Here is a 25,641-nt window from a genome sequence, read left to right as displayed (position 1 = left end):
ACCATGTACTCGACCCCTTCCCATGCCGGCGCGATCGCCGAGCTCGACCGGCCGGCGCCGCAGGGCGACTGGCTGATGTTCCGCCAGCCGCGGCCCGAGGCCGCGATCCGGCTGCTGTGCTTCCACCATGCCGGCGGCGCGGCATTGGCCTACCGCGGCTGGGCGGCGCGCATGCCGGCCTTCGTCGAGGTCTGCCCGGTGCAATTGCCGGGCCGCGGCAACCGCTACCGCGAAGCGCCGCTGCGCAGCGCCGAGGCGCTGGTGCCGGCGCTGCTGGCCGCGCTCGCGCCGCTGCTGGACAAGCCGCTGGCGCTGTTCGGCCACAGCATGGGCGCCGGCCTGGCGTTCGCGGTGGCGGCCGAGCTGGAGCGGCGCGGCCGCGCGCCGCTGCACCTGTTCGCCGCCGGCCGGCGGCCGCCGCTGGCGCACTACGCCACCGCGCTGCACCGGCTCGGCGACGCGGAGCTGGCCGACTACCTGCGCGCGCTCGGCGGCACGCCCGAGATCGTGTTCGAGGAGGCCGAGCTGCGCGAGACGGTGTTCCAGCTGCTGCGCGCCGACCTCGAACTGAACGACGGCCTGCTGGCCGCAGGCCCCTTGGCGCGGGTGCCGATCAGCGCGCTCGGCGGCCGCGACGACGGCCAGGTGCCGCTGGCCGCGCTCGACGCCTGGCGCGGCCTGACGCTGGGCCGCTTCGAACGCCGGCTGTTCGACGGCGGCCATTTCTTCGTGCGCGACAGCGAGACGGCGCTGATCCAGCACCTGTCCACCACGCTGACCGCACTGCTGGAGCGGCGCTGAACGAGGCGCCGCCGATTACGCGAACGACCGAGGAGAAGGAAAGACGATGTCCAGGATGCTCGAAGAATTCATGGCCGCCGGTGCGGCCTACCCGGTGCTCTACCGCCAGCTCGACGCGCTGATCGAGGCCGCCGCGACCGTCCCGGCGCCGCCGCGCGCGGCCGGCGAGCCGCTGCGGCTGTTGTTCGTCGGCTATGCCGGCGGCGGCAATACCGGCGCCGACATCCGGGTGGCCGAGATGATCCGCCAGGTGCGGGCGATCTTCGGCCGCGACCGGCTGGAGATCGGCCTGGTGGTCAGCGGCGAGGCGCTGCCGGCCGACCTGCAGGACGAGGTGACGCTGGAGGTGGTGCTCGACTACTTCCCCGAATTCATCGCCCGCACCATCGCCCGCTACCACGGCGTGATCGCCTGCGACGGCTCGATGTTCAAGTCCAATCTGTGCTGCATGTTGTCCGCGATGATGGGCGGCGCGCTCGGCATGGCGGCGGTATCGGGCCGGCTGGCGGTCGGCTACGGCGCCGAGGCCGGCCGGATGGAACCGGAGCTGACCGAGTTCATCGCCGGCCTGGGCGAGCGGCCGCTGATCCTGTGCCGCAACGAGGAATCGCGCGCGGTGCTGGAGCCGCTGGGCCTGCGCGTCGACGGCGGCGCCGACACCGCCTGGACCTACCGCGCCGAGCCGGCCGCGGAGACCCTGCGCCGCCGCGCCGCGCTCGGCGTGGCCAGCGGGCCGCTGCTGGTGGTCTGTCCGATGAACCCGTTCTGGTGGCCGGTGCGGCCGGACCTGGCCAAGGCGATGGCGCTGGAGGCGCGCGGCGAGCACCGCGAGCTGCATTTCGGCAGCGTGCTGTTCCATCCGGACGACGCCTCGATCCGCCAGCGCTACCACGCCTACCTCGATGCGCTGGCCGGCGCGGCCGATGCCTGGCAGGACCGGCACGGCGGCTCGGTGCTGGTGCTCGGCATGGACCGGGTCGACCGGCTGGCCTGCGACGAACTGGCCGGCCGGCTGGCGCGCCGGCCCGGCGTGATCGCCAGCGGCGACGCGCCGCCGGCGGCGCTGGTGGGGCTGCTGCGCGCGGCCGACCTGCTGGTCAGCTCGCGCTTCCACGCCATCGTCGCCAGCATGGAAGCCGGCGTGCCGGCGATCGGCGTGACCATGGACGAGCGCATCGCCAACCTGCTGGGCCACGGCAAGGCCGGCCGCCGGCTGCTGCGGGTGGATGCGCCGAACCTGGCCGGCCAGCTGCGCGAGGCGATGCAGCGCGCCGAGGCCGACCGCGTGGCGATCGGCCAGCAGGCGCGCGGCGCGGTGGTCGACCACCTGCGCGCGATGGCGGCGATGGGACGGCGCTTCGCCGAGGAGGTGCGGCGTTTTCACCCCGACCTGGCCGTACCGGCCGACGACGCGGACTGGACGGCGTGGCTGCCGCCGTTGAGCGAGGTGCAGCGGGAGCTGGTGGCGCGGTATGGCTGAGGCTTTGGCCTTGTATTCCTTGTATTGCCGGGGCCTGGGAGCTGCTGTGGGCTGGGAGCGCATGCGCCCTGGAACCCGCTCCCACCGGGAGAGGGCAGGGTGAGGGCTGGTTCAGCGAAGACCAGCCCTCATCCGGCCCTCCGGGCCACCTTCTCCCGCGCGAGGGAGAAGGGGAAACGCGGTGCCGGCTGAACGGACTGCGCTTGGTACACCGCGTGCTGCGTTCAGTCCCTCCCCGTGCACGGGAGAAGGGAAAGCGACAACACGGGCAACCCATTCGGCCCCACCAGCCCAACCGGACACGAATCAGCCCCAGAGCTGACCCAAAAAGGGAGCCGAACCCATTGCAGGAGCAAACCATGCAACACCCCGACCACCCCCTCCGCCGTCCCGCCTGGCTCGGCCTCGCGCTGGCCCTGGCCTGCGCCGGCTGCGCCAAGAATCCCAACGAGCGCGTCACCGGCGATGCCGGCCGGATGCTGCGGGTCAGCTCCAAGCAGATCACCGTCGACCTCGACGAAGCGCAGCGCGCCGAGCTCGCCCGGCTGCAGGATCGCCGCGTCGGCATGGTGAGCGGCGCCCGCGCGCTCGCCGCCGGCGCCGACGCGCTCACCGCCATGGGCTTCGCTCCGGTCAAGAGCGATGCCGAGGTGCTGCTGGTCGAGGGCGAGCGCAACCGCATCGTCGGCAACCGCTGGCGCGCCGCCATCCGCGCGCTGATCAAGGCCAAGGGCATCCCGCTGCGCGGCAAGCCCGACCACGAGTCGATGCGCGCGCTGATCTCGATCCGCCCCTCGCCGGGCGAAGGCACGCTGGTGCGCGCGCGCTTCGACCTGACGGTGTGGGACACCAACGGCGATTCGCGTACCACCACCGTGCTTGACGGCGCGCTGTACGCCTGCTTCTTCGAGCGGCTCGACGACAGCCTGGACGGCCGCAAGCCGCGGCCCAGGCCGCCGGTGGCGCCGGGCGAGGTCGACGCGGACTGCACCACGCCGGCCGGCGGCACCGCGAGCGGCTGACCCGGTCCGCGCCGCCGAGGCGGCGACCCGATCGGCCCATTCGCCAAGATGAAACGGTTTCCATCGGATTCGATCGGCCCATGGCGACGAGCCGGAACCGGCCGAATCGATTCCCGTGCAATGGGCGATTTATGCCGGATAAATCGGAATGAATAATATATTCAACCCGCGCCGATTTATTCTGAACCGCCGAACAGGCCCGTCAATCCAGGCGAAGCGGCCTGTTACATAGGCCGCTTTGCGTAATTCCGATCTATTTCTATTCTGTGGAACATGGGTAATTGCGCCGGGCAATGCGGCCCCGCGGTTAAAGCCGGCCGGTCATTCGCGCGATCGATAAAACCGCGCAGCGGCATGCGGAATAGCCGGGCTCGATCAGCGGATCCGCGGCGCGCTGCGCGGCGGTACGGGAATGGATGAGGGGGAAGACCCGCATGCTCAATGGCGTCGAAATTCTGATCGTCGAGGACAGCCCGAGCCAGGCCATGCAGCTGGGCCACCTGCTGGAAACCTTCGGCTGCGCGGTGCGCATCGCGCACGAGGGCCGCGAGGCGCTGGAACTGGTGGTGCAGCGGCTGCCCGACATCATCGTCAGCGACGTGGTGATGCCCCGGATGGACGGCTACACCCTGTGCCGCCACCTCAAGGGCAACCCGGCCACCGCCCAGGTGCCGGTGATCCTGGTCACCAGCCTGTCCGACCCGCGCGACGTGGTGCGCGGCCTGGCCTGCGGCGCCGACAACTTCGTGATCAAGCCCTACGACGACCGCTACCTGGTCTCGCGCATCCGCTACCTGCTGGCCAACCGCGAGCTGCGCGCCGGCGAGCGGCTGTCGGTCGGCGTCGAGGTGGTGCTCGAGGGCGAGCGCCACTTCATCACCGCGGCGCGCCAGCAGATCCTCGACCTCTTGATCTCGACCTACGAACAGGGCATCCGGCTCAACAGCCAGTTGCAGGCCCAGCACGTCCAGCTGTCCGAATCGAATTCGATGCTCGACAGCCTGTTCCATTTCTCCTCCGGCCTCACCGGCACCCGCAGCGAGCAGGAGCTGATCGACGGCGCGCTGGCGGCGGTCAGCGCCTTTCCGCACTGCAGCGGCGCCTGGCTGCAACTGGCGCCGGTGTTCGGCCAGCCCGAGCTGCGCTTCGCCGGCGCGGCCGGCCAGGTCGACGCCGAGCGGCTGCGCCGCGGCGAGGACGCGCTCTGCCTGTGCCGCCACGCGATCCGGCAGGACCGGCTGACCGACGCCTTCAACGTCGAGCGCTGCAGCGTGCTGGCCGAGGCCGACCCCGGCGGCCACGCCTCGGTGCCGCTGTGGCTGGGCGACGACCTGGTCGGCGTGTTCAACGTGGTGCGCGAGGACGGCGACGCCTGGCCCGAGGCCGAACTGCACACCTTCACCTCGCTGGGCCGCCAGTTCGTGGTGGCGCTGGCGCAGGCGCGCATGTTCTCGCAGCTCGAGCAGCTGGTGGCCGAGCGCACCCATGCGCTGCGCCTCGAGATGGCCGAGCGCGAACGCGCCGAGGTCGCGCTGCGCCATAGCGAGGCGCTGATGCACAAGGTGCTGGAGACGCTGCCGGTCGGCGTGTGGGTGACCGACCGCAGCGGCAAGGTGGTGCTCGGCAACCCGGAGGCCAAGCGGATCTGGAACGACACCGTGCCGTTCGCGCCGGTGTTCGGCCGCGCGGGAGAGGCCGACGAGGCGCAGGCCCAGGCCGCCCAGCCGGCGCTGCAGACCGCGCTGGGCCGTGCGCTGAGCATGGGCGACGTGGTGCTCAACGACCTGCTGGAAACCGACACGCCCGACGGCGGCAAGCGCACGCTGCTGAACTCGGTGGTGCCGCTGACCGACGAGAAGAACCGCATCCAGGGCGCGGTGCTGGTCGGCCAGGACATCACTGCCCAGCAGGTGATCGACGTCGAGCTGCGCATCCGCAACCGCGCCATCGAGACGAGCGTCAACGCCATCGTGATGACCGACAACCGCCACCCGGACAACCCGATCACCTATGTCAACGAGGCCTTCGAGCGCATCACCGGTTACAGGCGCGAGGCGGTGATCGGCCGCAACTGCCGCTTCCTGCAGGGCATCGACCAGGACCAGCCGGCGCTGGAGGCGATCCGCCGCGCCGTGCAGCAGTCGACCGAGGGCAAGGCGCTGCTGCGCAACTACCGCAAGGACGGCTCGATGTTCTGGAACGAGCTGCGGGTGACGCCCTCGTTCGACGCACGCGGCGAGGTCAGCCATTACGTCGGCGTGCTCAACGACGTGACCGAGGCCAAGCGCTACCAGGACGAACTCGAGCACCAGGCCAATTTCGACACGCTGACCGGCCTGCCCAACCGCAACCTGCTGCTCGACCGCATCCGCCAGGCCAGCGTGCTGGCCAACCGCAAGGAAGAGCGCTTCGCGCTGGCCTTCCTCGACCTGGACAACTTCAAGTACGTGAACGACAGCCTGGGCCACTCGGTCGGCGACCTGCTGCTGATCGAGGTGGCGCGCCGCATCGAGGGCTGCATCCGCGAGCTCGACTCGCTGGCGCGGCTGGGCGGCGACGAATTCGTGCTGCTGTTGCCCGAGACGCGCAACGAGGACGAGGTGCAGGTGGTGCTCGAACGCGTCAACGCCGCGCTGGGCAAGCCAATCGTGCTGTCGGGCCAGATGGAGCTCTACGTTTCCGGCAGCATCGGCTACTGCTTCTACCCGACCGACGGCGCCGACGCCGATTCGCTGCTGCGCAACGCCGACACCGCCATGTACAAGGCCAAGGCGCAAGGCAAGAGCCGGGTCAGCCGCTTCGAGCTGACCATGAACGACTCGGTGCAGCGCCGCGTCGCGCTCGAACGCGACCTGCGCCGGGCGATCGCCCAGCGCGAGCTGGTGATGTTCTACCAGCCGCAGCTCGACATCGGCAGCGGCGCGCTATGCGGCTTCGAAGCGCTGGTGCGCTGGCAGTGCGAGGGCCGCATCGTCTCGCCGCTCGAATTCATCCCGGTGGCCGAGGAGACCGGCCTGATCCGCGAGATCGACCGCTACGTGATCGACGCGGTGTTCCGCCAGGTGGCGCAGTGGTGCCACCTGGGCTACGACCCGGGCGAGGTGGCGATCAACCTCTCCACCTCGAGCCTGCAGGAGCGCGGCATCGTCCAGTTCATGGTCGAGGCGCTGGCGCGCCACGGCGTGCCGCCGGGCCGCATCAAGCTGGAGGTGACCGAAGGCCTCTTGATGCAGAACGTCGACACCGCCAAGCGCATCATGGAAGAGCTGCGCGAGGCCGGCCTGAAGTGGTCGATCGACGATTTCGGCACCGGCTATTCGGCGCTGAGCTATCTGCGGCAATACCCGTTCGACCAGCTCAAGATCGACAAGAGCTTCATCGACGACGTGCACTGCAATATCGGCAACGCCTCGATGACGCGGGCGATCATCAGCATGGCGCAGTCGCTCGGCATCGCGGTGATCGCCGAGGGGGTGGAGACGATCGAGCAGCTCGGCTTCCTGCTCAAGGCCGGCTGCGGCCAGATCCAGGGCTACTACTACTCGCCGCCGCTGCCGGCCAGCGGCTGCGTGGCGCTGATGGCCCAGGGCGGCGCCTTCGGCCTGCCCGACCTCGACGTGCGCCGCGACCCGCGCACCCTGCTGGTGGTGGACGCCGAGCCGGCGGTGCATGCGCGCATCTGGCGCGAATTGCATCGCGAGGGGTATCACATTCTGAATACCGATTCGGCGGAATCGGCGCTGGATATTCTGGCGATCAACCAGGTGGGGGTGGTGATTGCGGATCAGCGCTTGCCGGGCATCAGCGGGGCAGACTTCCTGCGCCAGGTGAAGGGGATCCATGGGCAGACGGTGCGGATTGCGATGAGCAATTACACGGATGTGGAGTCGATCTTGTCGGCGATCAATGAAGGGGCGATTTTTCGGTTCATGACCAAGCCTTGGCAGCCGGGCAGTTGCGGGAGCAGTTGCGGGAGGCTTTTGGGGTTTATGAGGTGGGGAGGTGAGAGCTTCTTGGGCACATGTGAGAAGAGTAACGGAGTAAAGGGTTAGGTCAATGAATGCAACGGTTTAATAGTGTCTTAGTACACTAGAAAATTTCTTTGATTGGAGTTCGTATGGCTAAGCAACAACACTCAGAAGTAAAGCCCATGCCAAATGATTGTTTTGTAATTATGCCTATTGCTGATCACGATGGATATGATAAGGGCCATTTCACTAAGGTATATGAGGATATCTTCAAACCAGCTTGTATTTCGGCAGGATTTACAGCTGTGCGTGCAGATGATGTGGGGCAGACTAATTTAATCCATCTCGATATCCTTCAGAAGCTTATAGATTCACCTATGGCAATCTGTGACTTGAGCGCTAAAAATCCTAATGTTCTTTTTGAGCTTGGTTTGCGGCAAGCTTTTGATAAACCTACGGTTTTGGTTCAAGAGTCAGGGTCTTCGAAGATATTTGATATTGCACCATTAAGGTACACGGAATATAGAAGAGAGCTTCGTTATCGTGAAGTCCTGGAAGACCAAAGATCAATTTCAGAGGCGTTGAAGGCTACCAAGGATGCGACTGATCGTGGTGAGGGCATAAATTCAATTGTCAGAATATTATCATTGTCGAAACCTGCTTCATTAAAGGAGGTCGGTGATGATGACTATGCAGGTTTGCTTCAGCTTGTGCGTGCGGAAATGAGTGCAATGCGATCGGATTTTCGCAGGGCAATGTATATGTTGGAGAGAGATCGTGGTGATGTTCACTTATCGTCAAATCGTATTAAATCAATACGATCAATAATTCGTGAGGTAGAAATGCTACTTTCTTCAGATGGGCCAAAAGAGGTGGCGCTAGAGCAGATTGCAAGAGCGCAAAAGCGCATAGCCAATATGCTGGAGTCAGACACTTCCCTGGAATTCAGGAATGAAGCAAAGGAAATGTATATGATATGTGAGCAGCTTGAGCATAGAATAATTAATCAGTCCAAATCATTATAGTGTTAAAACCATTTTTAGCATGTGGGTTGTGCTGAATGAAGTCCGGCGTTTATCGCGTTGAACATTGGGTTTCGCTTTGCTCAGCCCAATCTACAAAAATGGTCTTGCTATCGGCATGAAATGTAATCTACAGCCGATTCGAGATGTCAATAAATCCGGCGATTTTTTCCGGGCAATGCTTCTCTGCCAATTGAAGTAACAAATGCACCCGCCCGGCTAGTCATTCCAACTCTCCGATCGTGATCCGATAGTTCTTATCGTAGCGGCCGTCAACGTAGGCGCTGCGTAGTAATTCGAAGCGACGCACCTCTTCAGGCTGGCCCTTAGGGAAAACCGGCAAATAACGTGGGTCGGCTGCATTGACAAGACCACCTGGTTTCTTCAAGTCGTGAGACCGCGGTTTGTAATGCGTATAGACCAGCAGGATGCCGCAATAGAGCTGTTCGCAGGCTTGATGTAGCTGGAATGCCGCGGTCGCCAGCGCATTATGGTCTCGCACGACTTCGTAGCTGAGAATGAATTCGGCGGACCTCGCTATGTATTGCTCGTAGTACTCCTGTGCCCACGCCCGCCGCTCTGCCGGCGTCAATTCCATCGGCTCATCTAGTTTCAGTTTGTCGTTGTCGTAAAGGACGATGCCTTCCTTATAGATATCTACGTAAAAATAGCGTGCCTTGGCGAGGCTGGCATTGACGTGGTGAATCTCATCGCAGATCACGCTCACCGTCGGCGTCTGCATAGGGCTGGAGCCCTGTCATGGCGTTCGCGCAGGCGTTCCATCTGTCGCACCGCATGCTCGTTACGGCCCACCAGCATCAGGTCGAAATCGCTCTGGTAGCGGTAGGACGGCGTGCCCGGCTCGCGTTCCTCGACCCAGTCGCCGCGTGCATAGCTGCCGAACAGGATGATCAGGTCCGGATCGATCAGCTCGCGAATGCGCTCGACGGCGCTTTGCAATTGATCGCGCTTGTGTTCGGGCAGGTGATCGAGGGAGGTCTTCATGGCGGCGATGGTAATGCAGATGCGGCCTGGCGGGCAGTTGGTGTTGCCGCGATGGTTTCACCGTCCGTCGAGATTAATCGTCGCGTGTCAGGACTCGAACTTGAATGCCATAGGCAGCAAGATCGTCACTTTCTCTTTGGGGTTGCAGGTACGTTGGCCTGGTTGGGACGCAGCCACTTTTCATGCGGTCGGTGCTTAATTCATCAGATTATGCATTCTTTGAACACATTTACCATTGAACAATGTAATCATGTTTTTCCAATTCGCTGATTGGGCCATTGTATTCAGGAGTAAGAATGCATTTCGAATTTTTAACGCCGGCACGACAATCCTCTACCAGCGAGCAAAGTGACAGAAGGCGTTGTTCATATTCTTCGACCGCCAAGCCCGGAGGAAACGTTAGGTCGTTCCAGAAAACTAAATCCAGTTCAACTAATTTGGCACTCACATCAATCCACAAATACACCTGAAGGTGCTGTGCAGTACCACAGGCGGAGCGTAACGAATGTTGGCAGTTATGATCCGGTACTGTTTCGAGCCGGATACGCCAATCAGCATCAAAAGTCTCGCTATTTTCGAATGTTTCGCTATCGAATGATATGACTTCCAATTCTGGCAAGCTGGATAATGCCGAAATGACCACCTGGAGCTGTGTAATCGGAAGGCCAGTTAGAATTATCTCGGTAGCTGAGCCATCATCGGCAGCTAAAAGATGCTTTGAATTTTCCCAAGTTGGTAGCATATATTGTATTGCAATCTGTTTTGACGGTCGTGCTGTGCCTAAATTTCAGGCAGGAGGATCAACTACGCCTGGAGTACCTGCTCACTCAAAAGGCTCGATATAGAATTTGACGGGAACCGACAGGACCGCCTTTTCTTCGACATCGCACTCGAGCCGTTGCAACTGCTCCATGGCCAGCTTGACGGCAGGCGGCTTGCAATCGGAGCGCAGCACTCCGACCTGGACGACTGCACGGTGCTCGACCGTGACCGCGGCATCCAGACTGCACCCCAGCCCGATCCGCTGGCGGTTGGCAAGGGCCGTCCACTGCGTCGACATGCGCTGCATGATCTCCTGGAGATTGGCGCACATCGGTTTGGATGTCGGCTTCGGCGCCGGGTCCTCGGCTTCATCGGCCCGGGCCGCATGCGAGGTGGAGAGCACGGCGGCCATCAGCAGCGGCAGGAAGCGATAGGTTAGGGTCGTCCCTGGTTCGAGGGGCCGCATTCAAGCGGCCGCTGCATCGGCCAACTGTTCCAGCGGCATGGCCAGGTAGCGGACCCAGCCGATGCGGCCCATTTCACGCACGCCCGAGTCGATGAAGCCCGCCTTCTCGTAGGCGCGCCGGGCCGCTGCGTTCTCTTCGTCCACCGACAGCGCCAGCCGCCGCGAGTCCGGCCAATGCTGCGCAATCCAGCCGGGGACCGCGCGCAGCGCCGCGGTGCCGAAGCCTTTGCCCTGGTGGGCGAGGTCGATGCGCATCGCGGTGACCAGCGCGTCGGACGGGTTCGCCCATGCCTGCTCGACCGTGGCGCGCTTGAGCAGCATGAAGCCCACGATGGCGTCGCACTCGAAGATGGCCAGGCCGGCCACTTGTCCGTCCGGCTCGGCGTTACAGCGCTCGACCGATCGTTCGACGCTGCCGGCGAATTCGATCTGCTCGTCGGTGACCGACAGGCTCAGGACGGCTTGTCGCTCGGGAGCGGTCAAGGCCTCCCATTGCTTCAGTGAAATGCTGGATGTCATGAGATTCGGATCGATCTTTTTGAATGAGGATTTGCCGGGACGCGATTGCGGCCACCGCGGCGTTGTTCGAATGGCCGCAAGCGCCGCGGCCGGCGGGCGGCGCGCGTGATTCTAGGCGAATCGGGTCGCGGACGCGGCGTGGATTCGATCGTGTCTTACCGTGGGCGGGGCGCTGCCGTTTTGGCTCCGCGAACGTGGACGGAGCGGGGAAGGCATCGCATGCGCGGCCCGTGCGGAAAGGCGTCGCCTGGCGGTCCGACCGGTTCCGATTAACATGCGGCACCTCCGGCATCGCCGAACCGTTCGGCCGCCACAACGCGAGTCCTTTGAATCGATGGAAATCCTGTTCGAATTACTGCTCGAATTCGTCGTTCAAATCATTGGCGAGCTGCTGTTCGAGCTCGGCCTGAGAAGCCTGGCGGATCCCGACCGCAAGCCGGCCAACCCCTGGCTGGCCGCGCTGGGTTATGCCATCGTCGGTGCCCTCCTGGGTGGCGCCAGCCTCGCGCTGTTCCCGCACAGCATGCTGGCCGGCACGCCGTGGCGCTGGGTCAACCTGATTGCCACGCCGGTCGCCGCGGGCCTGTGCATGGCCGCACTCGGCGCCTGGCGCGCCAGGCGCGGCCAGCAAGTGCTGCGGATCGATCGCTTCGCCTTCGGCTACCTGTTCGCGCTCAGCTTCGCGCTGACGCGGTTCTGCTGGGCGAGCTGAGCGTCTGGCCGCACGTTTTGCGTCGAACTGGCGTTCGGGGCAGGGGTGTGCAGGAGTGGATTCAATTCACTCCGAGAGTGAGTCCAGCATGAAAAAAGAATGGTCCGGATGCCGGAAAATGCGTGGGAACGTGCCTACCCCGTCCGGCTTGTTCGGGGAAGAGGAAGGCATACAATGGCCGCACGCCCAACTTGATCAAGGACCGGCCCGCCATGGGAGCCATCGTCCGTCTCGAACATCACCGAATTACCCTGCCGGACGAAGTGCTCGCCGCCTTGAAGCTGGAAGACGGCGACGCATTGGATGTTTCGCTGGAAGGAGAGGCCGTGCGCATCGTGCGGCGTAGCCCGCCAGCGGCGGCCGAATTGGACGAAGCCGCCGGTGCTCGGTTGGAACGGTTGAGGCGCCATCACGGCGCTGGCCGGGGTGCCTATGCCGACGCGGCGGAAGCCGATGCGGCGATCCGCCATGCGCGCGACGAATGGTAAGCATCGAGCAAGGCGCGCGCGTCTACTTGGACGCCAACGTCGTCATCTACTTGATCGAAGCCTTCCCGGAATACTACGAGCGGGTGGAAGCGGTCCTGCGTGCGGTGGTGGCCGCTGATGCCGTGCTGGTGAGCAGTGAACTGACCTTGGCTGAAGTGCTGGTGCAGCCGTTGCGGCAGGAACAGGCCGCCATTGCCCAAGCCTACGACGCCTTCCTGACCGGAGGCGAAGTGGAACTGGTGCCGATCGATCGCACGATCCTGCGTCAAGCTGCCGCGCTGCGGGCGGAAACGCGGATGAAACTGCCTGATGCGCTGCATATCGCCAGCGCCGTGGCCAGCTGGTGTTCGTGGGTGGTGAGCCATGATGTCGGCCTTCGCCTGCCGGCTGGTTTGATGCGACTGCCGATGTAATGCTGCTCGGCTGCATGTTCCGTTCATGAGTGGGCCTGGTGACTAACGATTTCCCCGCCGCCGTACCCGAGATCCCGGTGACCGACCTGGCCCGGGCGCTCGATTACTACGAACACGCACTCGGCTTCAAGGTGGATTGGGGCCGCGACGGCGGCGGCATTGCAGGCATCTCGCAAGGTCATTGCCGGGTATTCGTGACCGATGAATCCTTCCGCGAATACTTCGGCAACCCGGCGCCGGTGGTGATCTGGCTCAATCTCGACAGCAAGGACGCCGTGGATGCGCTTCATGCAAAGTGGAGCGGGCAGGGCGCCCGGATCGTGCATCCGCCGGAATCCAAGTCGTGGTCGCGGCTGCATGAATTCGTGGCGGGCGATTTGGATGGCAATGTGATTCGGGTGTTTTACAACTTCTAGTCCGTTTGATTCGGCTTTGTTTCTATAGCTGTCCGGTAGTCCAAATTCGGAAGAACGTAATTCCGGGGGCTGGAAGGGGCGGCTCTTCGTAGGACGCCCCTCACCCTACGCCGGGTGCCCCCAACCCCTCTCCCGTGCACGGGAGAGGAGCTATATCAGCGTCGTGCGCTGAAGCGGCGTCGTGTGCTGAATACTTAAGTTCTTTCCCCCGATTTGGCGGCATGCGTGTGTCGCCAACTGCCTTCAGCTCCCGCACATGGCACGCAACGTGCCCGCGATCCAGGCAATGGCGCCGGTTCCGGTCCGGCCGCCGCCTCGTCATCGCGCCGCAGGAGCCCGCCTTGTCCCCCGTCATTGCCGACCTCGCTGTCCAGATCGCTTCGTCCCGCCTTCCGGCCGCGGTCGCCGTGCCCGCGCAGAAAACGCCCGGCCGGGCGGTAAGCCTTACAACGACGGGAGCCCGCCGATGATCGAAGTCGACTGGTCGGCGCTGTTCGTCCCCTCGGGCTCGCTGCTCGAGATCTTCATCCGCGGCAGCGTGGTCTACCTCGCGTTGTTCATCGCCCTGCGCCTGATGCCGCGCCGCGCGCTCGGCAAGTTCGGCGTCGGCGATCTGCTGGCCATCGTGCTGCTGGCCGACGCTGTGCAGAACGGTATGGCCGGCGAATACCACTCGGTGACCGAGGCGCTGGTCCTGGCCGGCACCATTCTCGGCTGGGCGCTGCTGACCGACCTGATCGACCACCGCTTTCCCAGGCTGAACCTGGTCGAGGGCGAGCGCGTCGAGCTGGTGCGCGACGGCCGCCTGCTCCCGCGCAATCTCGAACGCCAGCGGATTTCCGAGGAGGAGCTGATGACCGAGCTGCGCCAGGTGGGCCAGGAGACGCTGGCCAACGTCCGCCACGCCTATCTCGAGGGCAGCGGCCAGCTGAGCGTCATTCTCGACGTGCCGGACCGGCAGCCGATCCGACCGCGCCGCTGACCGACCCGATACCCGTATCCATAAGACCAAGAGAGGTCGCCATGACGATGCCGCCGACTCCAACCGATCCCACGCTGCCCGCCGCTGCGGCCGGCGAACCGCCGCCTTCGCCGCCGCCGGCCAGGCGGCGCACGAGCCGCCGCCAGCGCGTGGCGGCCGTGCTGGTCGCGCTGCTGGCGCTGATCGGCCTCGCCTGCTGGCTGTTCCAGTGGAACTGGCTGCGGCCGATGATCGAGCGCCGCGTCAGCGATGCCAGCGGCCGCAGCTTCGAGATGCGCGGCGATCTCGACGTGAAGCTGGGCCTCAAGCCGCGCATCACCGCGCGCGAGCTGGTGCTCGGCAACACGCCGGGCGGCAGCGCGCCGGAGATGGCGCGCGTCGGCCGGCTCGAGCTAGTGGTCGATCTGCCGCGGTTGTTCAGCCACCGGCTGGTCTTGCCCGAGGTGACGCTGGAGAACGCCGACGTGCTGCTGGAGAAGCGCGCCGACGGCAGCAACAACTGGCTGTTCGAGCGCGGCGAGGCCGGCGGCTGGCCGCTGGTGATCGGCCAGATGGCGGTGCGGCAGGGCCGGCTGCGCTTCCTCGATCCGCAGGCCGGCACCGCGCTGCAGGCCGACCTGTCGCTGACGCCGGGGCAGGGCGGCAAGCTGCCGCTGGCGGCCACGCTGGCGGGCCGGTACCGCAAGCTCGACGCCGGCGTCTCGCTGCGCGGCGGGCCGCTGCTGAGCCTGCGCGATCCGGGCCGGCCCTATCCGCTGGCCGGCGGCGGCAAGATCGGCAAGACCCGCTTCGAGGCGTCCGGCACCGTCACCGATCCGCTGCGGCTGGCCGGGCTGTCGGTCGATTTCAGCCTGGCCGGCGCCAGCATGGACGAGCTCTACCGCATCCTCGGCCTGCCGCTGCCGCCGACGCGGCCCTACCAGTTGCGCGGCCACCTGCAGCATTCGGCGGCGGTGTGGAGCCTGCGCCGCTTCAGCGGCCGCGTCGGCGCCAGCGACCTGGGCGGCGACTTCAGCGTCGACCGCGGCAAGAAGCCGCAATTCATCGAGGCCGACCTGCGCTCGCAGCGGCTCGACCTGGCCGACCTGGCCGGTTTCATCGGCGGCCGCAAGGCCGACGGCGACAAGACGCCGCAGCCGTCGGGCAAGGTGCTGCCGCACGCCGAGTTCCGGCTCGACAAGCTCAATGCCGCCAACGTCGAGGCACGGCTGCGCGGCCAGCACATCACCACCGCCGACTGGCTGTTCGAGGATCTCGACGCCTTCATGGCGATCCGCGACGGCCAACTGCGGCTCGAGCCGCTCAAGTTCGGCATGGCCGGCGGCCAGTTGTCGGCCAATATCGCCATGGACGCGCGCAGCACGCCGATCGCGACCCAGGCCCGGATCGAAGTACAGCGGCTGCAGCTGCAGCGGCTGTTCCCGCAGCTGCAGTTGCGCAAGGCCAGCAGCGGGCTGATCGGCGGACGGGTCAAGCTCGCCGCGCGCGGCAATTCGGTCGCGGCCATGCTCGGCAGCGCCAGCGGCGATGCGGCGCTGGCGATGAAGGGCGGCGAGATCAGCAAGCTCCTGCTGCGGCTGGCCAACCTCGACGTGACCAATACGCTGGTGGTCCTGCTGACCGGCGACAAGCCGGTGCCGATCCGCTGCGCGGTGGCCGACCTGGCGGCCGACGACGGCCGGATGAAGGTGCGTACGCTGCTGATCGACACCGAGAAGCAGGTGATTACCGGCGAGGGCGGCGTCGACCTGCGCAACGAGGCGCTCGACCTCAAGCTGGTGGCCGATCCGAAGGACGTCAGCCTGGTGGCGCTGCGCGGGCCGATCCTGATCAAGGGCACGCTGGCCGACCCGGACGTGCGGCCGTCGCTGGGCCAGGCGGCGGGCCGGACCGGCCTGGCCGCGCTGCTGGGCAGCGTGGCGGGGCCGCTGGCGATCCTGCCGCTGGTGGAGCTCGGCGGCGCCGAGGACAGCAATTGCGCGGCGCTGCTGCAGCGCTCGGCCGAGCGCGGGGCGAAGGCGCCGGCGAAGGGCAAGGGAACGGGGAAGGGCAAGTAGGCCGGACTTCAGCCCGGCAGCGGCCGCAATGCATGGCGCTGTCGGGCTGAAGCCCCGCCTACGACAAATCCGAGACCTTGCAGGAACGGCTTCAGCCGCGAATGGCCCATGAAAACTCGGCCATTCGCGGCTGAAGCCGCTCCTGCGCAAATGAGGCAAGCGCGGCGCCGACACGCGCGCCAGGCGCCAACGCCTACATCAGCAGATAACTCGACCCGCCGGCCTTCTCCTGGCCGCACTGCGCCTCGCGCCAGCGCCATTCGGCGTCGTCGGTGCGGCGGGCTTCGCCGTCGATCGCCGCGCGCGCAGGGCGGCTGGGCTCGTACGACGGTTCCACGCCGGCCGCTTCCATCCGCAGCACGGCATGCAGCAGCACCGCGGCCGGTTCGCCGGGGCGGGCTCCGCGCGGGCGCAGGGTACGTTCGGCATCGTCCGGCCGGGCCGCATCGGGCTGGGCCGGCGCACGGCCGCCGTCTGCGTGCAGCAGCGCGCAGGGCGAGGATGGGGCAGGGCTGGATTGGAAGAGCATGGCGGGGACTCCGGCGGGATGAGGGGGCGCCGGTCACTCAGCAATTCCGGGGCCAGCCCGCCGGGCCGCGCCAGGCCTGGAACCCGTCGCCCGGACGGGGCAAGGCGGGATGCAGCTTTTACCGGCGCGCTGAAAAACTTACATGGCGACCGGCGCGCGGGCAGGCCTTCCGATCCTGCTTCGCGATGGCCCCGCCGCAGCCTGGATGGACCGGCGATCCGGCGCGAAACGGCGGCCTTTTTGCGACAGGGCACGGAATCTGCACGCCTTGCCGCATCCACCCTCGCAAGGAGACCGCCATGCAATCCCTCTGGATCGCCCTTCCGCTGGCCGCCGCCCTGATGGCCGCGCCCGGCTGCAGCAGCACGCCGCCCCGCTCCGACATGCCCTCGCGCGTCTCCTACGCCGAGCGCTACGGCACGGTCGAGTCGGTCACCGTGGTCGAGAAGCGCACCGACGGCGTCGGCGCCGGCGCGGTGGTCGGCGGCGTGATCGGCGGCCTGCTGGGCCACCAGGTCGGCAAGGGGCACGGCAACACCGCCGCGACCATCGCCGGCGCGGTCGGCGGCGCCTACGTCGGCGACAAGGTCCAGGACCGCAACAACGCAAACCGCGTGTCCTATCGCTTGTCGATCCGCATGGACGACGGCCGCTACCAGACCGTCACCCAGGACGACGGCAGCTTCGCCGCCGGCGACCGGGTCGAGGTCCGCGGCGGCAGCGTGATGCATCGCTGATCCCGCTCCCGCGGCCGGGCGCGGGCGGCCGATCCGCTGCCCGCGTCCGCCGTTCCGGCGGATTTCCCGAAAGGAGACGAGATGGACAAGTGTGAACAATGCGGAGCCCCGACGCGGTCGGGCTTCATCGTCGAGCGCGACGGTGCGCGCCATCTGTTCGACAGCTTCGAATGCGCGATCTTCGCCATGGCGCCGGCCTGCGCCCATTGCGGCTGTCGCATCCTCGGCCATGGCGTGGCCGGCGAGGGCAACGATTGCTACTGCTGCGATCACTGCGCCCATGCGCATCACCTGGCGCTGGGGCAGCCCGATGCGTCGCCGCAGCCGCCGGCCGGGGCCGAGCACCTGGGCATGTGAGCGGCGTTCGCCAGCGTGGCGAACGATCGAAAGACGGATCGAAAGCAAGCGGACCGCGATCGTGCGGTCCGTTTCTCTTTGCCTCGATCCGACGCGGTGCGCGCCGCGAAGCCGCGGCGCGCACCGCGCAGGCTCATTCCCAATAGGGACGGCGGCCGTAGTACAGGTGAAGGTCGCTGGCCCAGCGCGGATCGGCCATGCTCGGCCAGTGGTCCTTGTCGAAGCCGTTGGCCTTCTCCAACCGTTCCTTGTCGGCGTCGAGCACGAAGCACTTGCGGTCGGTATCGAGCAGCAGCGCCGACCAGGGCAGGGCGAACAGCTTGTCGCCCAGGCCGAGCAGGCCGCCGAACGACAGCACCGCGTAGGCGATCCGGCCGCGCTGGACATCGAGCATGATGCCCTTGATGTCGCCGAGCTTGTCGCCGGCCGGATTGACCACGTCGTTGCCGGTCAGCGTGTCGGCCAGCATCAGGAAGGGGCCGGGGCCGGGATTCTGGTTGAGCGATTCGGCCGAGCCGCTGATGGCGGCGCCGCCGGGGGGAATGGCCGGGGTGTTGAGCATGATCGGAATCTCCTTGGCTTGGACGGGGAGGGGCCGTGCGATTGCGACGGTCCTGCCCGCTCATGCGCAAGCGGCGTGCCCGCCGCCGGGCCGCGTGGGACGGAGATCGGGCCGATGGCGGCGGTCATTCTTGCATCGGGGACGGCAGGATTTACACCGGGTGGAGGACTGGATGCCGACGACACCGGGCGCTATTCTTGCGATACGATAGTAAAAGGAAATATTTGGAAAGATATTGTGGCTGGAAAATTTTCACTGTAATCGTTAACATGAATATATTCAAAATCATCGGCTAGCCGGGCGATCACGACCGGCAGCCTCCAGCTTCACTCCTCTCTTCAAATGGAGAGTTCGCGGCACGCTTCGGCGTGCCGCCTTTTTTGGGTCTCGAATACCTCGGCTCCCTGGCGAAAGGGTCTTCTACGCCTCGGCCGGCCCGCTCGCCCGGCCCAGTGCGATCACCGTCAGGCTGCGCACCCCCTGCGCGCCGCGGATCAGCACGCCCTCGATGTCGGCCGTGGCCGACGGCCCGCTCGTCAGCACGGCATAGCGCGCCTCGCGCCATTCCGGCCGGGCATAGGCGTGGTGCAGGTTGGGCACGATCTCGGCCGGGTCGAGCAGCACCACCAGGTGCTGCGGCAGGTAGCCGAGCGGATTGAGCCGGTATTGCGCCTCGGACAGCCAGACCGAGCCGGTCTCGGCCACCGCGAAGCCGGCGCGCACCACGCCGACGTCGATGCCGGCCAGCGTGCGCGCGTCGCCGATCGCCTCGATGCGCACGGTGCCGCGCACCTCGGGCACCGCCGAGCAGAAGGCGAGCGCATCGGGAAAGCGCCGCCGCAGCAGCGCGTCGAGATCGTCGCCGGTCGCCTCGGCGGCAGGGTCGCCGATCCAGCGGCCGCCCATCTTCTCCAGCATGGCGACGAACTGCGGCAGCCGTTCGGGCAGCCCCAGGTCGAACAGCGGCACCTCGGGCAGCGGCACGGCGGCGCGTGCATGCGCGCGCAGGGTGGCCAGCATGGCGACGCGGCTGCTCATCGGGTCTCTCCTTGGTCCTGCGGCGGCTCGGCGGCGGGCTCGGCCATGCACGGCACGGTCGGCTTGACCCGCTCGCTGGGGCGGTTGGCGGCATACCACTGGTGGAAGGTCTGCTTCGGCGCCGCCGGCAGCTCGCGCTGCTTGCCCCAGGCGTTGAACGGGTTGTAGAGGAAGGCGCGCGGCAGCCCGGCGATGGCGCGGCCGGTGGTCTCCGACAGCTTGCGGTAGCGGCGCGGATCGCCAAGCACCGCGCCGGCCAGCTTCATCGACTCGCGTTTGACGAAGCCGACGTGGCCCTGCGCGGCGACGATCTGGCGCCACTTGTAGATCTGCTCGTGGATGTTGATCTTGACCGGGCAGACGTTGCTGCAACTGCCGTTGAGCGTGCTGGCGAAGGGCAGGGCGCTGTACTTCTTCAGGTCGAAGGTCGGATTGATGATGGCGCCGATCGGGCCGGCGTAGACGCCGCCGTAGCTGAGCCCGCCGCTGCGGCGGTAGACCGGGCAGGTGTTCATGCAGGCGCCGCAGCGGATGCACTTGAGCGAATACCAGAAGTCGTCCATCGCCAGCCGCGCGCTGCGGCCGTTGTCGACCAGCACGTAGTGCAGCTCGCCGCCCTCGCGCGGGGCGCGGAAGTGCGAGGTGTACTGGGTGATCGGCGAACCGAGCGCGCTGCGCGACAGCATGCGGACGAACACCGCGAGGTCGCTCAGGCGCGGGATCAGCTTCTCGATGCCGATGCTGGCGATGTGGATGGGCGGCAGGTTGGCGCTCAGGTCGGCATTGCCCTCGTTGGTGCAGACCACCACGGTGCCGGTCTCGGCCACCGCGAAGTTGCAGCCGGTCATGCCGGCGCCGGCGCGCAGGAAGTAGGGCCGGGTGTCCTGCCGCATGCCCTCGGCCAGGTAGTGCGGATCGGCGTTGGCGCGGTCGGTGCCGATGCTGTCGGCGAACACCTCGGCCACGTCGGCGGCCAGCTTGTGCACGGCCGGCACCACGATATGGCTGGGCATCTCGCCGTCGAGCTGCTGGATGCGCTCGCCCAGGTCGGTCTCGACCACCTCGATCCCGCGCGCCTCGAGGTAGGGCCGCATCTCGCATTCCTCGGTCAGCATCGACTTGCTCTTGACCAGCAGGTCGACGCCGCGCTCGGCCAGGAGGTCGTGGACGATGCGGTTGTGCTCGGCCGCGTCGGCCGCCCAGTGCACCACCACGCCGTTGGCGCGCGCCGTGCGGTCGAACTGCTCGAGGTAGCCGGCCAGATTGCCCAGCGTGTGTTCCTTGATCTGCGAGGCCAGCGCGCGCAGCTGCTCCCATTCGGCGATGCCGTGGGCGGCCTGGTCGCGCAATTCGCGCAGGCCCCACAGCCGCTTGTCGTGGAAGCGGATGTGCGGCTCGTCGCCGATGAAGGCGCGCGAGGCCTTGGCGTGGTCGACGCGGCGGCTCATGCGCGCGCTCCGTTGAGGATCTGGGCGATGTGGATGAAGCGCAGCGGCAGGCCCAGCCGCTCGGCGCAGCCGCGCTGGTGCATCAGGCAGGACATGTCGGCCGACACCACGTAGCTCGCGCCGGCCGCGCTGTGGTCGCGCACCTTGTCGTAGCCCATGCGCGCCGAGACCGGCTCCTCGGTGATGCAGAAGGTGCCGCCGAAGCCGCAGCATTCGTCGGGCCGGCTCGGCGTGGCGAATTCGATGCCCTTGACGCCGGCCAGCAGCGCCAGCGGCTTGGAGAAGGCCGGGCCGTTCAGCTCGCTGGCGCTGGCGTGGCCGAGCCGGCGCAGCGTGCCGCAGCTGTTGTGCAGGCCGACGCGGTGCGGGAACTCGGCCCAGGGGAAGTTGCGCACGCCGAGCACGTCGTGCAGGAACTCGACCAGCTCGTAGGTGCGGTCGCGGACCTGGCGGGTGACGTCGTCGTCGGGCGCCGCGCTCAGGTGGTCGCGCACGTGGTGCACGCAGCTGCCCGAAGGCGCCACGATGTAGTCGTAGCCGGCGAAGTTCTGCACGAACAGCGTCTCGCAGGCGCGCGCTTCGTCATGGCAGCCGCTGTTGCCCAGCGGCTGGCCGCAGCAGGTCTGGTCGGGCGGGTAGTCGACCCGGCAGCCCAGCCGCTCGAGCAGTTCGAGCGTGGCGATGGCGACGTCGGGGAAGAAGGTGTCGATGAAGCAGGGGATGAAGAGGGCGATGCGCATGCGGGCTCAGCGGTAGTTTTGATGCTGGTGAATGATGCGCAGCACGGTCACGTGGCTGGCATGGACCCGGTAGTACAAGGTGTAGGGGAAATGCGCGAGATGCTTGCGACGCCGGCCTTTGTTGCCAGGGCTGCCGGCCAGCGGATGTTCGGCGACCCAGGTCAGGGCGGCGGAGATTTCGTCGCGGAACCGACGGGCAACGCTTTCGCCGGCCTCGCTTGCGTACCACTGCACAGCGGCGACGGCGTCGCGCTGGGCTAGCCGGGCGACCCTAAGCGGCTTTGCCGGCATGCTGGTCGATGGCCGCGTCCAGGCTTTCCAGCAGCTCGTCTGCCGTTACCGTGCCCTCGGTTTCGGCGCTGGCATCGCCGGCGTCCAGTTCCGCTTCCAACCACTCCTGGTGCTTGGCATGCGCGACCTTTTCCGCCTCGCGCAAGGGCTGCGTGCTCGTCATGGTCATGGCATCTCTCCTTCGGCTTGCAGTCTAGCATCGGCCCTGCGTTAAGCTTTTGTTATTCAAGGTGTTGTCCGGTTCCTCCGGACGAGGTCAGCGTCCCGACAGGCTGCGCGAGAACGCCTTCTTCACCGTGTCGAGGTGGGCCTTCATCGCGTTGCGCGCCGCGGTGGCGTCGCGGCGGCGCACGGCGTCGAGGATGCGCTGGTGGAAATCCTCGGCGTCGCGATACAGCTCGGTGGTGGAGAAGTGTTCCTCGAATTTCTCGAACACCGGCGTGTAGCGCTGCTCCCACAGCGTGGCCACCATGAACAGCAGCGCGCCGTTGCCGCTGGCGCGCGCCAGCGCGTAGTGGAAGTCGCGGTCGCCCTCGTGGCGCGGGATCCCCTTGGCGTGCTCGTCCAGCATGCGCGCCAGCGCCGCCTCGAGCGCGGCGATGTCGGCCTCGGTGGCGTTGCGGGCGGCCAGCGCGGCGGTCTCGCTTTCCACCAGCCGGCGCGCTTCCAGCAACTCCAGCGGGCCGATCTCGGGCAGCTCGGCGGCGGAGCCGCCGTTGCCGGCCGCGGCCTTGGTTGCCGATCCCCCGGCCAGCGCCCCCCCGGCTGACGCCGGGTTCAGCACCTGTACGCCGGCGCCGACCCGGATCGACACCCGGCCTTCGACTTCGAGCGCGATCAGCGCCTCGCGCACCGAGGCGCGGCTGACGCCGAGCTGCTGGGCCAGCTCGCGCTCGGGCGGCAGGTAGCTGCCGATGGCGAATTCGCCCTGGTCGATATGCGTCCGGATCAGGCCGGCGATCTGCCGGTACAGCCGCTTGGGTTCGATCTGCGGCAGGCGTCCCACCATATTCGTTCATCCCTTGTGCGTTCTCGTTCGGTGCCGCGGCGCGACGGCACCATCGGTCCGCCGCCGCGATTCATCGCTTGACAGACGCATTATGGCACAACTATCGTTTGGCTCAATGGTCAGACCAATAGACCTTCAAGCCAATACGCCGGACCTGCCGCAACGGGACCGGATCGACCCAAGCATTGGAAAGCATCGAACATGGCCGTTACCGATCCACGCCTCCTGCTGCTCGCGGCGGAAGACAACTGCCTGGTGGCCTGCGCGCCGCTGCAGGCGGGCGAGCGGCTGCTGGTCGAGGGCCTTGCGGTCGAGCTGGCGCGCGACGTCGGCAGCGGCCACAAGCTGGCCCGGCGGCCGATCGCGGCCGGCGACAAGGTGCTGCGCTACGGCGCGGTCATCGGCAGCGCCACCGCCGCCATCGCCCAGGGCGAGCACATCCATACCCACAACCTGCAGAGCGACTACCTGCCGACCTACACGCTGGAAGACGGTCGCTCTTTCGTCCGTGACGGACATTGAGATGACGCTGGACACGCTCCCCCCGCTGCTCGGCTATCCGCGCCAGGACGGCCGCAAGGGCATCCGCAACGTGGTGGCGGTGGCCTACCTGGTCGAATGCGCGCATTTCGTGGCGCGCGAGATCACGCTCGAATTCCGCGGCCGACCGGTCCACCTGATCGGCTTTCCCGGCTGCTACCCGAACGCCTACGCCGACAAGATGCTGCGTCAGCTCGCCACCCACCCGAACGTCGGCGCGGTGCTGCTGCTGTCGCTCGGCTGCGAGAGCTTCGACAAGCGCGGGCTCGACGCCGTGGTGGCCGCCAGCGGCCGGCCGGTCCACACGCTGACCATCCAGGAGCACGGCGGCACCCGCCGCACCATCGCCGAAGGCGTGGAGTGGGTGCGCTGGGCGCTCGACCACCTGGCTGGCGAGGCGCGCGTGCCGATGGGCTGGGACGAGCTGGTGGTCGGCACCGTCTGCGGCGGCTCGGACGGCACCAGCGGCATCACCGCCAACCCGGCCGTCGGCCGCGCCTTCGACGCCATGATCGGCGCCGGCAGCGCCTGCATCTTCGAGGAGACCGGCGAGCTGGTCGGCTGCGAGTTCCACATGCAGCGCCGCGCCGCCACGCCCGAGCTGGGCGAGGAAATCGTCGCCTGCGTGGCCAAGGCGGCGCGCTACTACGCCACGCTGGGCCACGGCAGCTTCGCGCCCGGCAATGCCGACGGCGGCCTGACCACCCAGGAGGAGAAGTCGCTCGGCGCCTATGCCAAGAGCGGCGCTTCGCCGATCGCCGGCCTGATCAAGCCGGGCGACGTGCCGCCGGCCGGCGGGCTCTACCTGCTCGACGTGGTGCCCGACGGCGAGGTGCGCTTCGGCTTTCCCAACATCTCGGACAACGCCGAGATCGTCGAGCTGATCGCCTGCGGCGCCCACCTGACGCTGTTCACCACCGGCCGCGGCTCGGTGGTCGGCTCGGCGCTGGCGCCGGTGATCAAGGTCTGCGCCAATCCGCAGACCTATGCGCGGCTGGCGGACGACATGGACGTGAATGCCGGGCGCCTCTTGGCCGGCGAGGCGACGCTGGACCAGCTCGGCGCCGAGATCGTCGGGCTGGTCGGCCGCGTCGCCAACGGCGAGCCGAGCAAGTCCGAGGCGCTGGGCCACCAGGAATTCATCCTGACCTACAAGGCGTTCGAGCCGGTCGGGCCGAGCTGCCTGCCGCTGCGGCGGGCGGCTTAGACGGAAGTCGCGATAGTTAGAACGTAGGAGCGGCTTCAGCCGCGAAGGCCGGTGCCATCACGGCGGTTATTGGAAGTGCAACGATTGCTTTCGCGGCTAAAGCCGCTCCTACAACAGCGCAGCGGTCTGGCGCCAGCGTGGGCCGATCGTTCGCACCGATGTGGTACCGCTACCAGATTCATTAGAATGCCCCGAGGGCATCACGGAGAGACAGGCATGACCCAACGACTCGCAGGCAAGACCGTGCTGGTCACCGCCGCCGGCCAGGGCATCGGCCGTGCCAGCGCGCTGGCGATGGCCGCCGAGGGCGCCCTGGTGTGGGCCACCGACCGCGACGAAGGCCTGCTGGCCGATCTGCACGGCCGGCCCGGCCTGTGCGCCGCCCGGCTCGACGTCACCGATCCGGCCGCCATCGAGGCGCTGGTCGCGCGCATCGGCACGGTCGACGTGCTGTTCAACTGCGCCGGCCATGTCCATACCGGCACGGTGCTCGAAGTCGGGGCGGACGACTGGGCGTTCTCGTGGGAGCTCAACGTCGCCTCGATGTACCGGCTGGCGCGCGCCGTGCTGCCGGGCATGCTGGCCGCCGGCCGCGGCAGCATCGTCAACATGTCGTCGATGGCCTCCAGCATCAAGGGCTTCCCGAACCGCTGCGCCTACGGCACCACCAAGGCGGCGGTGATCGGGCTGACCAAGTCGATCGCCGCCGACTTCGTCAAGCAGGGCATCCGCTGCAATGCGGTCTGCCCCGGCACCGTCGACACGCCGTCGCTGCGCGGCCGCATCGCCGCCGCGGCCGATCCGGTGCAGGCCGAGAAGGACTTCGTCGCGCGCCAGCCGATGGGCCGGCTGGCCTCTGTGAACGATATCGCGCCGCTGGTGCTGTTCCTCGCCTCGGACGAATCGGCCTTCGTCACCGGCTGCGCCTACTCGGTCGACGGCGGCGTGACGATCTGACCGCACAGGCGCATTTCGGTAGGTCGGGCTTCATGCCCGACAGCGGCCTCGATCCGCAGCGCCGTCGGGCATGAAGCTCGACCTACGGACGGGGGCAGGCGCAACGGCATCGA

Annotated in this window: 30 protein-coding genes; 17 read left to right on the top strand and 13 right to left on the bottom strand. The window is 66.9% G+C overall.

The window, feature by feature from the left end:
• Positions 1-3 precede the first annotated feature (3 nt).
• The 5 genes from H9L41_RS11830 to H9L41_RS11810 all read left to right on the top strand — a co-directional run bounded on the left by H9L41_RS11830 (position 4) and on the right by H9L41_RS11810 (position 8,296).
• Positions 4-801 (top strand): thioesterase II family protein, encoded by a 798-nt coding sequence (locus H9L41_RS11830; RefSeq protein ID WP_051319217.1) that lies wholly within the window; start codon positions 4-6, stop codon positions 799-801.
• A gap of 46 nt (positions 802-847) precedes the next feature.
• Positions 848-2,281: a polysaccharide pyruvyl transferase family protein gene (locus H9L41_RS11825; protein ID WP_157462049.1), complete on the top strand. Its 1,434-nt coding sequence runs from the start codon at positions 848-850 to the stop codon at positions 2,279-2,281.
• 359 nt (positions 2,282-2,640) lie between these two features.
• Positions 2,641-3,303 carry a hypothetical protein gene (locus H9L41_RS11820; RefSeq protein WP_051319218.1) on the top strand — a complete coding sequence of 221 codons (663 nt, stop codon included), beginning with the start codon at positions 2,641-2,643 and terminating at the stop codon, positions 3,301-3,303.
• 434 nt (positions 3,304-3,737) lie between these two features.
• Positions 3,738-7,355, top strand: a complete 3,618-nt coding sequence (locus tag H9L41_RS11815) for an EAL domain-containing protein (protein ID WP_187523856.1) — start codon at positions 3,738-3,740, stop codon at positions 7,353-7,355.
• Between the two features lie 65 nt (positions 7,356-7,420).
• Entirely contained in the window at positions 7,421-8,296 is an 876-nt protein-coding gene (locus H9L41_RS11810; RefSeq protein WP_157462050.1) for a hypothetical protein, read from the top strand.
• Between the two features lie 220 nt (positions 8,297-8,516).
• Here H9L41_RS11810 and H9L41_RS11805 read toward each other — a convergent pair whose 3' ends face one another.
• The 5 genes from H9L41_RS11805 to H9L41_RS11785 form a co-directional block, all read right to left on the bottom strand.
• Positions 8,517-9,020, bottom strand: a complete 504-nt coding sequence (locus H9L41_RS11805; protein WP_187523855.1) for a HEPN domain-containing protein — start codon at positions 9,018-9,020, stop codon at positions 8,517-8,519.
• Entirely contained in the window at positions 9,017-9,298 is a 282-nt protein-coding gene (locus H9L41_RS11800; RefSeq protein ID WP_028447105.1) for a nucleotidyltransferase domain-containing protein, read from the bottom strand. Before H9L41_RS11800 ends, H9L41_RS11805 begins: the two co-directional genes overlap by 4 nt.
• A gap of 229 nt (positions 9,299-9,527) precedes the next feature.
• Positions 9,528-10,040 (bottom strand): hypothetical protein, encoded by a 513-nt coding sequence (locus H9L41_RS11795; RefSeq protein WP_157462051.1) that lies wholly within the window; start codon positions 10,038-10,040, stop codon positions 9,528-9,530.
• Between the two features lie 81 nt (positions 10,041-10,121).
• Complete coding sequence (locus H9L41_RS11790; protein WP_028447106.1) at positions 10,122-10,526, bottom strand: hypothetical protein; 405 nt, start codon at positions 10,524-10,526, stop codon at positions 10,122-10,124.
• Positions 10,527-11,009, bottom strand: a complete 483-nt coding sequence (locus H9L41_RS11785) for a GNAT family N-acetyltransferase (RefSeq protein WP_051319219.1) — start codon at positions 11,007-11,009, stop codon at positions 10,527-10,529. It lies immediately after the preceding gene.
• A 370-nt stretch (positions 11,010-11,379) separates the two neighbouring features.
• Here H9L41_RS11785 and H9L41_RS11780 point away from each other — a divergent pair, with 370 nt between their 5' ends.
• From H9L41_RS11780 to H9L41_RS11755, 6 genes are all read left to right on the top strand, one after another.
• A complete protein-coding gene (locus H9L41_RS11780; protein ID WP_034607456.1) occupies positions 11,380-11,757 on the top strand; it encodes a hypothetical protein in 378 nt (125 codons plus the stop codon).
• A gap of 212 nt (positions 11,758-11,969) precedes the next feature.
• Positions 11,970-12,245: an AbrB/MazE/SpoVT family DNA-binding domain-containing protein gene (locus H9L41_RS11775; protein ID WP_157462052.1), complete on the top strand. Its 276-nt coding sequence runs from the start codon at positions 11,970-11,972 to the stop codon at positions 12,243-12,245.
• A gap of 26 nt (positions 12,246-12,271) precedes the next feature.
• Positions 12,272-12,658 (top strand): type II toxin-antitoxin system VapC family toxin, encoded by a 387-nt coding sequence (locus H9L41_RS11770; RefSeq protein WP_169730214.1) that lies wholly within the window; start codon positions 12,272-12,274, stop codon positions 12,656-12,658.
• Positions 12,659-12,696: 38 nt separating this feature from the next.
• Positions 12,697-13,074 carry a VOC family protein gene (locus H9L41_RS11765; protein WP_034607627.1) on the top strand — a complete coding sequence of 126 codons (378 nt, stop codon included), beginning with the start codon at positions 12,697-12,699 and terminating at the stop codon, positions 13,072-13,074.
• Between the two features lie 466 nt (positions 13,075-13,540).
• The gene (locus H9L41_RS11760) at positions 13,541-14,056 is read left to right on the top strand and encodes a DUF421 domain-containing protein (protein WP_028447111.1); all 516 of its coding nucleotides are present in this window, start codon (positions 13,541-13,543) and stop codon (positions 14,054-14,056) included.
• 41 nt (positions 14,057-14,097) lie between these two features.
• Entirely contained in the window at positions 14,098-16,113 is a 2,016-nt protein-coding gene (locus H9L41_RS11755) for an AsmA family protein (RefSeq protein WP_028447112.1), read from the top strand.
• A 193-nt stretch (positions 16,114-16,306) separates the two neighbouring features.
• Here the strand turns inward: H9L41_RS11755 and H9L41_RS11750 are convergent, their stop codons facing one another.
• Positions 16,307-16,642 carry a hypothetical protein gene (locus H9L41_RS11750; RefSeq protein WP_028447113.1) on the bottom strand — a complete coding sequence of 112 codons (336 nt, stop codon included), beginning with the start codon at positions 16,640-16,642 and terminating at the stop codon, positions 16,307-16,309.
• A 299-nt stretch (positions 16,643-16,941) separates the two neighbouring features.
• Between H9L41_RS11750 and H9L41_RS11745 the strand changes: the two genes are divergently transcribed.
• Both H9L41_RS11745 and H9L41_RS11740 read left to right on the top strand, forming a co-directional pair.
• The gene (locus H9L41_RS11745) at positions 16,942-17,379 is read left to right on the top strand and encodes an outer membrane lipoprotein (RefSeq protein WP_034607458.1); all 438 of its coding nucleotides are present in this window, start codon (positions 16,942-16,944) and stop codon (positions 17,377-17,379) included.
• Between the two features lie 81 nt (positions 17,380-17,460).
• Positions 17,461-17,736 (top strand): metallothionein, encoded by a 276-nt coding sequence (locus tag H9L41_RS11740; protein ID WP_051319220.1) that lies wholly within the window; start codon positions 17,461-17,463, stop codon positions 17,734-17,736.
• Between the two features lie 133 nt (positions 17,737-17,869).
• Here the strand turns inward: H9L41_RS11740 and H9L41_RS11735 are convergent, their stop codons facing one another.
• Complete coding sequence (locus H9L41_RS11735) at positions 17,870-18,298, bottom strand: PRC-barrel domain-containing protein (protein WP_034607460.1); 429 nt, start codon at positions 18,296-18,298, stop codon at positions 17,870-17,872.
• Between the two features lie 114 nt (positions 18,299-18,412).
• On the opposite strand from H9L41_RS11735, the gene H9L41_RS11730 reads away from it, so the two are divergent.
• Complete coding sequence (locus H9L41_RS11730) at positions 18,413-18,559, top strand: hypothetical protein (protein ID WP_187523854.1); 147 nt, start codon at positions 18,413-18,415, stop codon at positions 18,557-18,559.
• Positions 18,560-18,718: 159 nt separating this feature from the next.
• On the opposite strand, the gene H9L41_RS11725 is transcribed toward H9L41_RS11730, so the two are convergent.
• The 6 genes from H9L41_RS11725 to H9L41_RS11700 all read right to left on the bottom strand — a co-directional run bounded on the left by H9L41_RS11725 (position 18,719) and on the right by H9L41_RS11700 (position 22,824).
• On the bottom strand, positions 18,719-19,336 hold the full coding sequence (locus tag H9L41_RS11725) for a LutC/YkgG family protein (RefSeq protein ID WP_028447116.1): 618 nt from the start codon (positions 19,334-19,336) through the stop codon (positions 18,719-18,721).
• Entirely contained in the window at positions 19,333-20,784 is a 1,452-nt protein-coding gene (locus H9L41_RS11720; RefSeq protein WP_084300476.1) for a lactate utilization protein B, read from the bottom strand. The genes H9L41_RS11725 and H9L41_RS11720 overlap by 4 nt, the downstream gene beginning before the upstream one ends.
• The gene (locus tag H9L41_RS11715) at positions 20,781-21,524 is read right to left on the bottom strand and encodes a (Fe-S)-binding protein (RefSeq protein WP_028447117.1); all 744 of its coding nucleotides are present in this window, start codon (positions 21,522-21,524) and stop codon (positions 20,781-20,783) included. The genes H9L41_RS11720 and H9L41_RS11715 overlap by 4 nt, the downstream gene beginning before the upstream one ends.
• Positions 21,525-21,530: 6 nt before the next feature.
• Positions 21,531-21,815, bottom strand: coding sequence for a type II toxin-antitoxin system RelE/ParE family toxin (locus tag H9L41_RS11710; protein WP_028447118.1), 285 nt, complete (start codon positions 21,813-21,815; stop codon positions 21,531-21,533).
• Positions 21,796-21,984 carry a hypothetical protein gene (locus tag H9L41_RS11705; protein WP_028447119.1) on the bottom strand — a complete coding sequence of 63 codons (189 nt, stop codon included), beginning with the start codon at positions 21,982-21,984 and terminating at the stop codon, positions 21,796-21,798. Before H9L41_RS11705 ends, H9L41_RS11710 begins: the two co-directional genes overlap by 20 nt.
• An 87-nt stretch (positions 21,985-22,071) precedes the next feature.
• Entirely contained in the window at positions 22,072-22,824 is a 753-nt protein-coding gene (locus tag H9L41_RS11700) for a FadR/GntR family transcriptional regulator (protein ID WP_051319221.1), read from the bottom strand.
• Between the two features lie 201 nt (positions 22,825-23,025).
• Here H9L41_RS11700 and H9L41_RS11695 point away from each other — a divergent pair, with 201 nt between their 5' ends.
• From H9L41_RS11695 to H9L41_RS11685, 3 genes are all read left to right on the top strand, one after another.
• Positions 23,026-23,346 (top strand): UxaA family hydrolase, encoded by a 321-nt coding sequence (locus H9L41_RS11695; protein ID WP_028447121.1) that lies wholly within the window; start codon positions 23,026-23,028, stop codon positions 23,344-23,346.
• Position 23,347: 1 nt separating this feature from the next.
• Positions 23,348-24,571 (top strand): UxaA family hydrolase, encoded by a 1,224-nt coding sequence (locus H9L41_RS11690; protein ID WP_028447122.1) that lies wholly within the window; start codon positions 23,348-23,350, stop codon positions 24,569-24,571.
• Positions 24,572-24,787: 216 nt separating this feature from the next.
• Entirely contained in the window at positions 24,788-25,528 is a 741-nt protein-coding gene (locus H9L41_RS11685; protein WP_034607462.1) for an SDR family oxidoreductase, read from the top strand.
• Positions 25,529-25,641: the final 113 nt, after the last annotated feature.

It is taken from the genome of Chitinimonas koreensis (assembly GCF_014353015.1).
GTDB classification, from domain to species: Bacteria; Pseudomonadota; Gammaproteobacteria; order Burkholderiales; family Chitinimonadaceae; genus Chitinimonas; species Chitinimonas koreensis.
This window is presented reverse-complemented; position numbering and strand designations above follow the sequence as displayed.

Coding starts and splice junctions, on each gene's coding strand:
- H9L41_RS11830 (WP_051319217.1), top strand. CDS start 4: ATGTACTCGACCCCTTCCCATGCCGGCGCGATCGCCGAGCTCGACCGG.
- H9L41_RS11825 (WP_157462049.1), top strand. CDS start 848: ATGTCCAGGATGCTCGAAGAATTCATGGCCGCCGGTGCGGCCTACCCG.
- H9L41_RS11820 (WP_051319218.1), top strand. CDS start 2,641: ATGCAACACCCCGACCACCCCCTCCGCCGTCCCGCCTGGCTCGGCCTC.
- H9L41_RS11815 (WP_187523856.1), top strand. CDS start 3,738: ATGCTCAATGGCGTCGAAATTCTGATCGTCGAGGACAGCCCGAGCCAG.
- H9L41_RS11810 (WP_157462050.1), top strand. CDS start 7,421: ATGGCTAAGCAACAACACTCAGAAGTAAAGCCCATGCCAAATGATTGT.
- H9L41_RS11800 (WP_028447105.1), bottom strand. CDS start 9,298: ATGAAGACCTCCCTCGATCACCTGCCCGAACACAAGCGCGATCAATTG.
- H9L41_RS11795 (WP_157462051.1), bottom strand. CDS start 10,040: ATGCTACCAACTTGGGAAAATTCAAAGCATCTTTTAGCTGCCGATGAT.
- H9L41_RS11790 (WP_028447106.1), bottom strand. CDS start 10,526: ATGCGGCCCCTCGAACCAGGGACGACCCTAACCTATCGCTTCCTGCCG.
- H9L41_RS11780 (WP_034607456.1), top strand. CDS start 11,380: ATGGAAATCCTGTTCGAATTACTGCTCGAATTCGTCGTTCAAATCATT.
- H9L41_RS11775 (WP_157462052.1), top strand. CDS start 11,970: ATGGGAGCCATCGTCCGTCTCGAACATCACCGAATTACCCTGCCGGAC.
- H9L41_RS11760 (WP_028447111.1), top strand. CDS start 13,541: ATGATCGAAGTCGACTGGTCGGCGCTGTTCGTCCCCTCGGGCTCGCTG.
- H9L41_RS11755 (WP_028447112.1), top strand. CDS start 14,098: ATGACGATGCCGCCGACTCCAACCGATCCCACGCTGCCCGCCGCTGCG.
- H9L41_RS11750 (WP_028447113.1), bottom strand. CDS start 16,642: ATGCTCTTCCAATCCAGCCCTGCCCCATCCTCGCCCTGCGCGCTGCTG.
- H9L41_RS11745 (WP_034607458.1), top strand. CDS start 16,942: ATGCAATCCCTCTGGATCGCCCTTCCGCTGGCCGCCGCCCTGATGGCC.
- H9L41_RS11740 (WP_051319220.1), top strand. CDS start 17,461: ATGGACAAGTGTGAACAATGCGGAGCCCCGACGCGGTCGGGCTTCATC.
- H9L41_RS11735 (WP_034607460.1), bottom strand. CDS start 18,298: ATGCTCAACACCCCGGCCATTCCCCCCGGCGGCGCCGCCATCAGCGGC.
- H9L41_RS11730 (WP_187523854.1), top strand. CDS start 18,413: ATGGCGGCGGTCATTCTTGCATCGGGGACGGCAGGATTTACACCGGGT.
- H9L41_RS11725 (WP_028447116.1), bottom strand. CDS start 19,336: ATGAGCAGCCGCGTCGCCATGCTGGCCACCCTGCGCGCGCATGCACGC.
- H9L41_RS11720 (WP_084300476.1), bottom strand. CDS start 20,784: ATGAGCCGCCGCGTCGACCACGCCAAGGCCTCGCGCGCCTTCATCGGC.
- H9L41_RS11715 (WP_028447117.1), bottom strand. CDS start 21,524: ATGCGCATCGCCCTCTTCATCCCCTGCTTCATCGACACCTTCTTCCCC.
- H9L41_RS11710 (WP_028447118.1), bottom strand. CDS start 21,815: ATGCCGGCAAAGCCGCTTAGGGTCGCCCGGCTAGCCCAGCGCGACGCC.
- H9L41_RS11705 (WP_028447119.1), bottom strand. CDS start 21,984: ATGACCATGACGAGCACGCAGCCCTTGCGCGAGGCGGAAAAGGTCGCG.
- H9L41_RS11700 (WP_051319221.1), bottom strand. CDS start 22,824: ATGGTGGGACGCCTGCCGCAGATCGAACCCAAGCGGCTGTACCGGCAG.
- H9L41_RS11695 (WP_028447121.1), top strand. CDS start 23,026: ATGGCCGTTACCGATCCACGCCTCCTGCTGCTCGCGGCGGAAGACAAC.
- H9L41_RS11690 (WP_028447122.1), top strand. CDS start 23,348: ATGACGCTGGACACGCTCCCCCCGCTGCTCGGCTATCCGCGCCAGGAC.
- H9L41_RS11685 (WP_034607462.1), top strand. CDS start 24,788: ATGACCCAACGACTCGCAGGCAAGACCGTGCTGGTCACCGCCGCCGGC.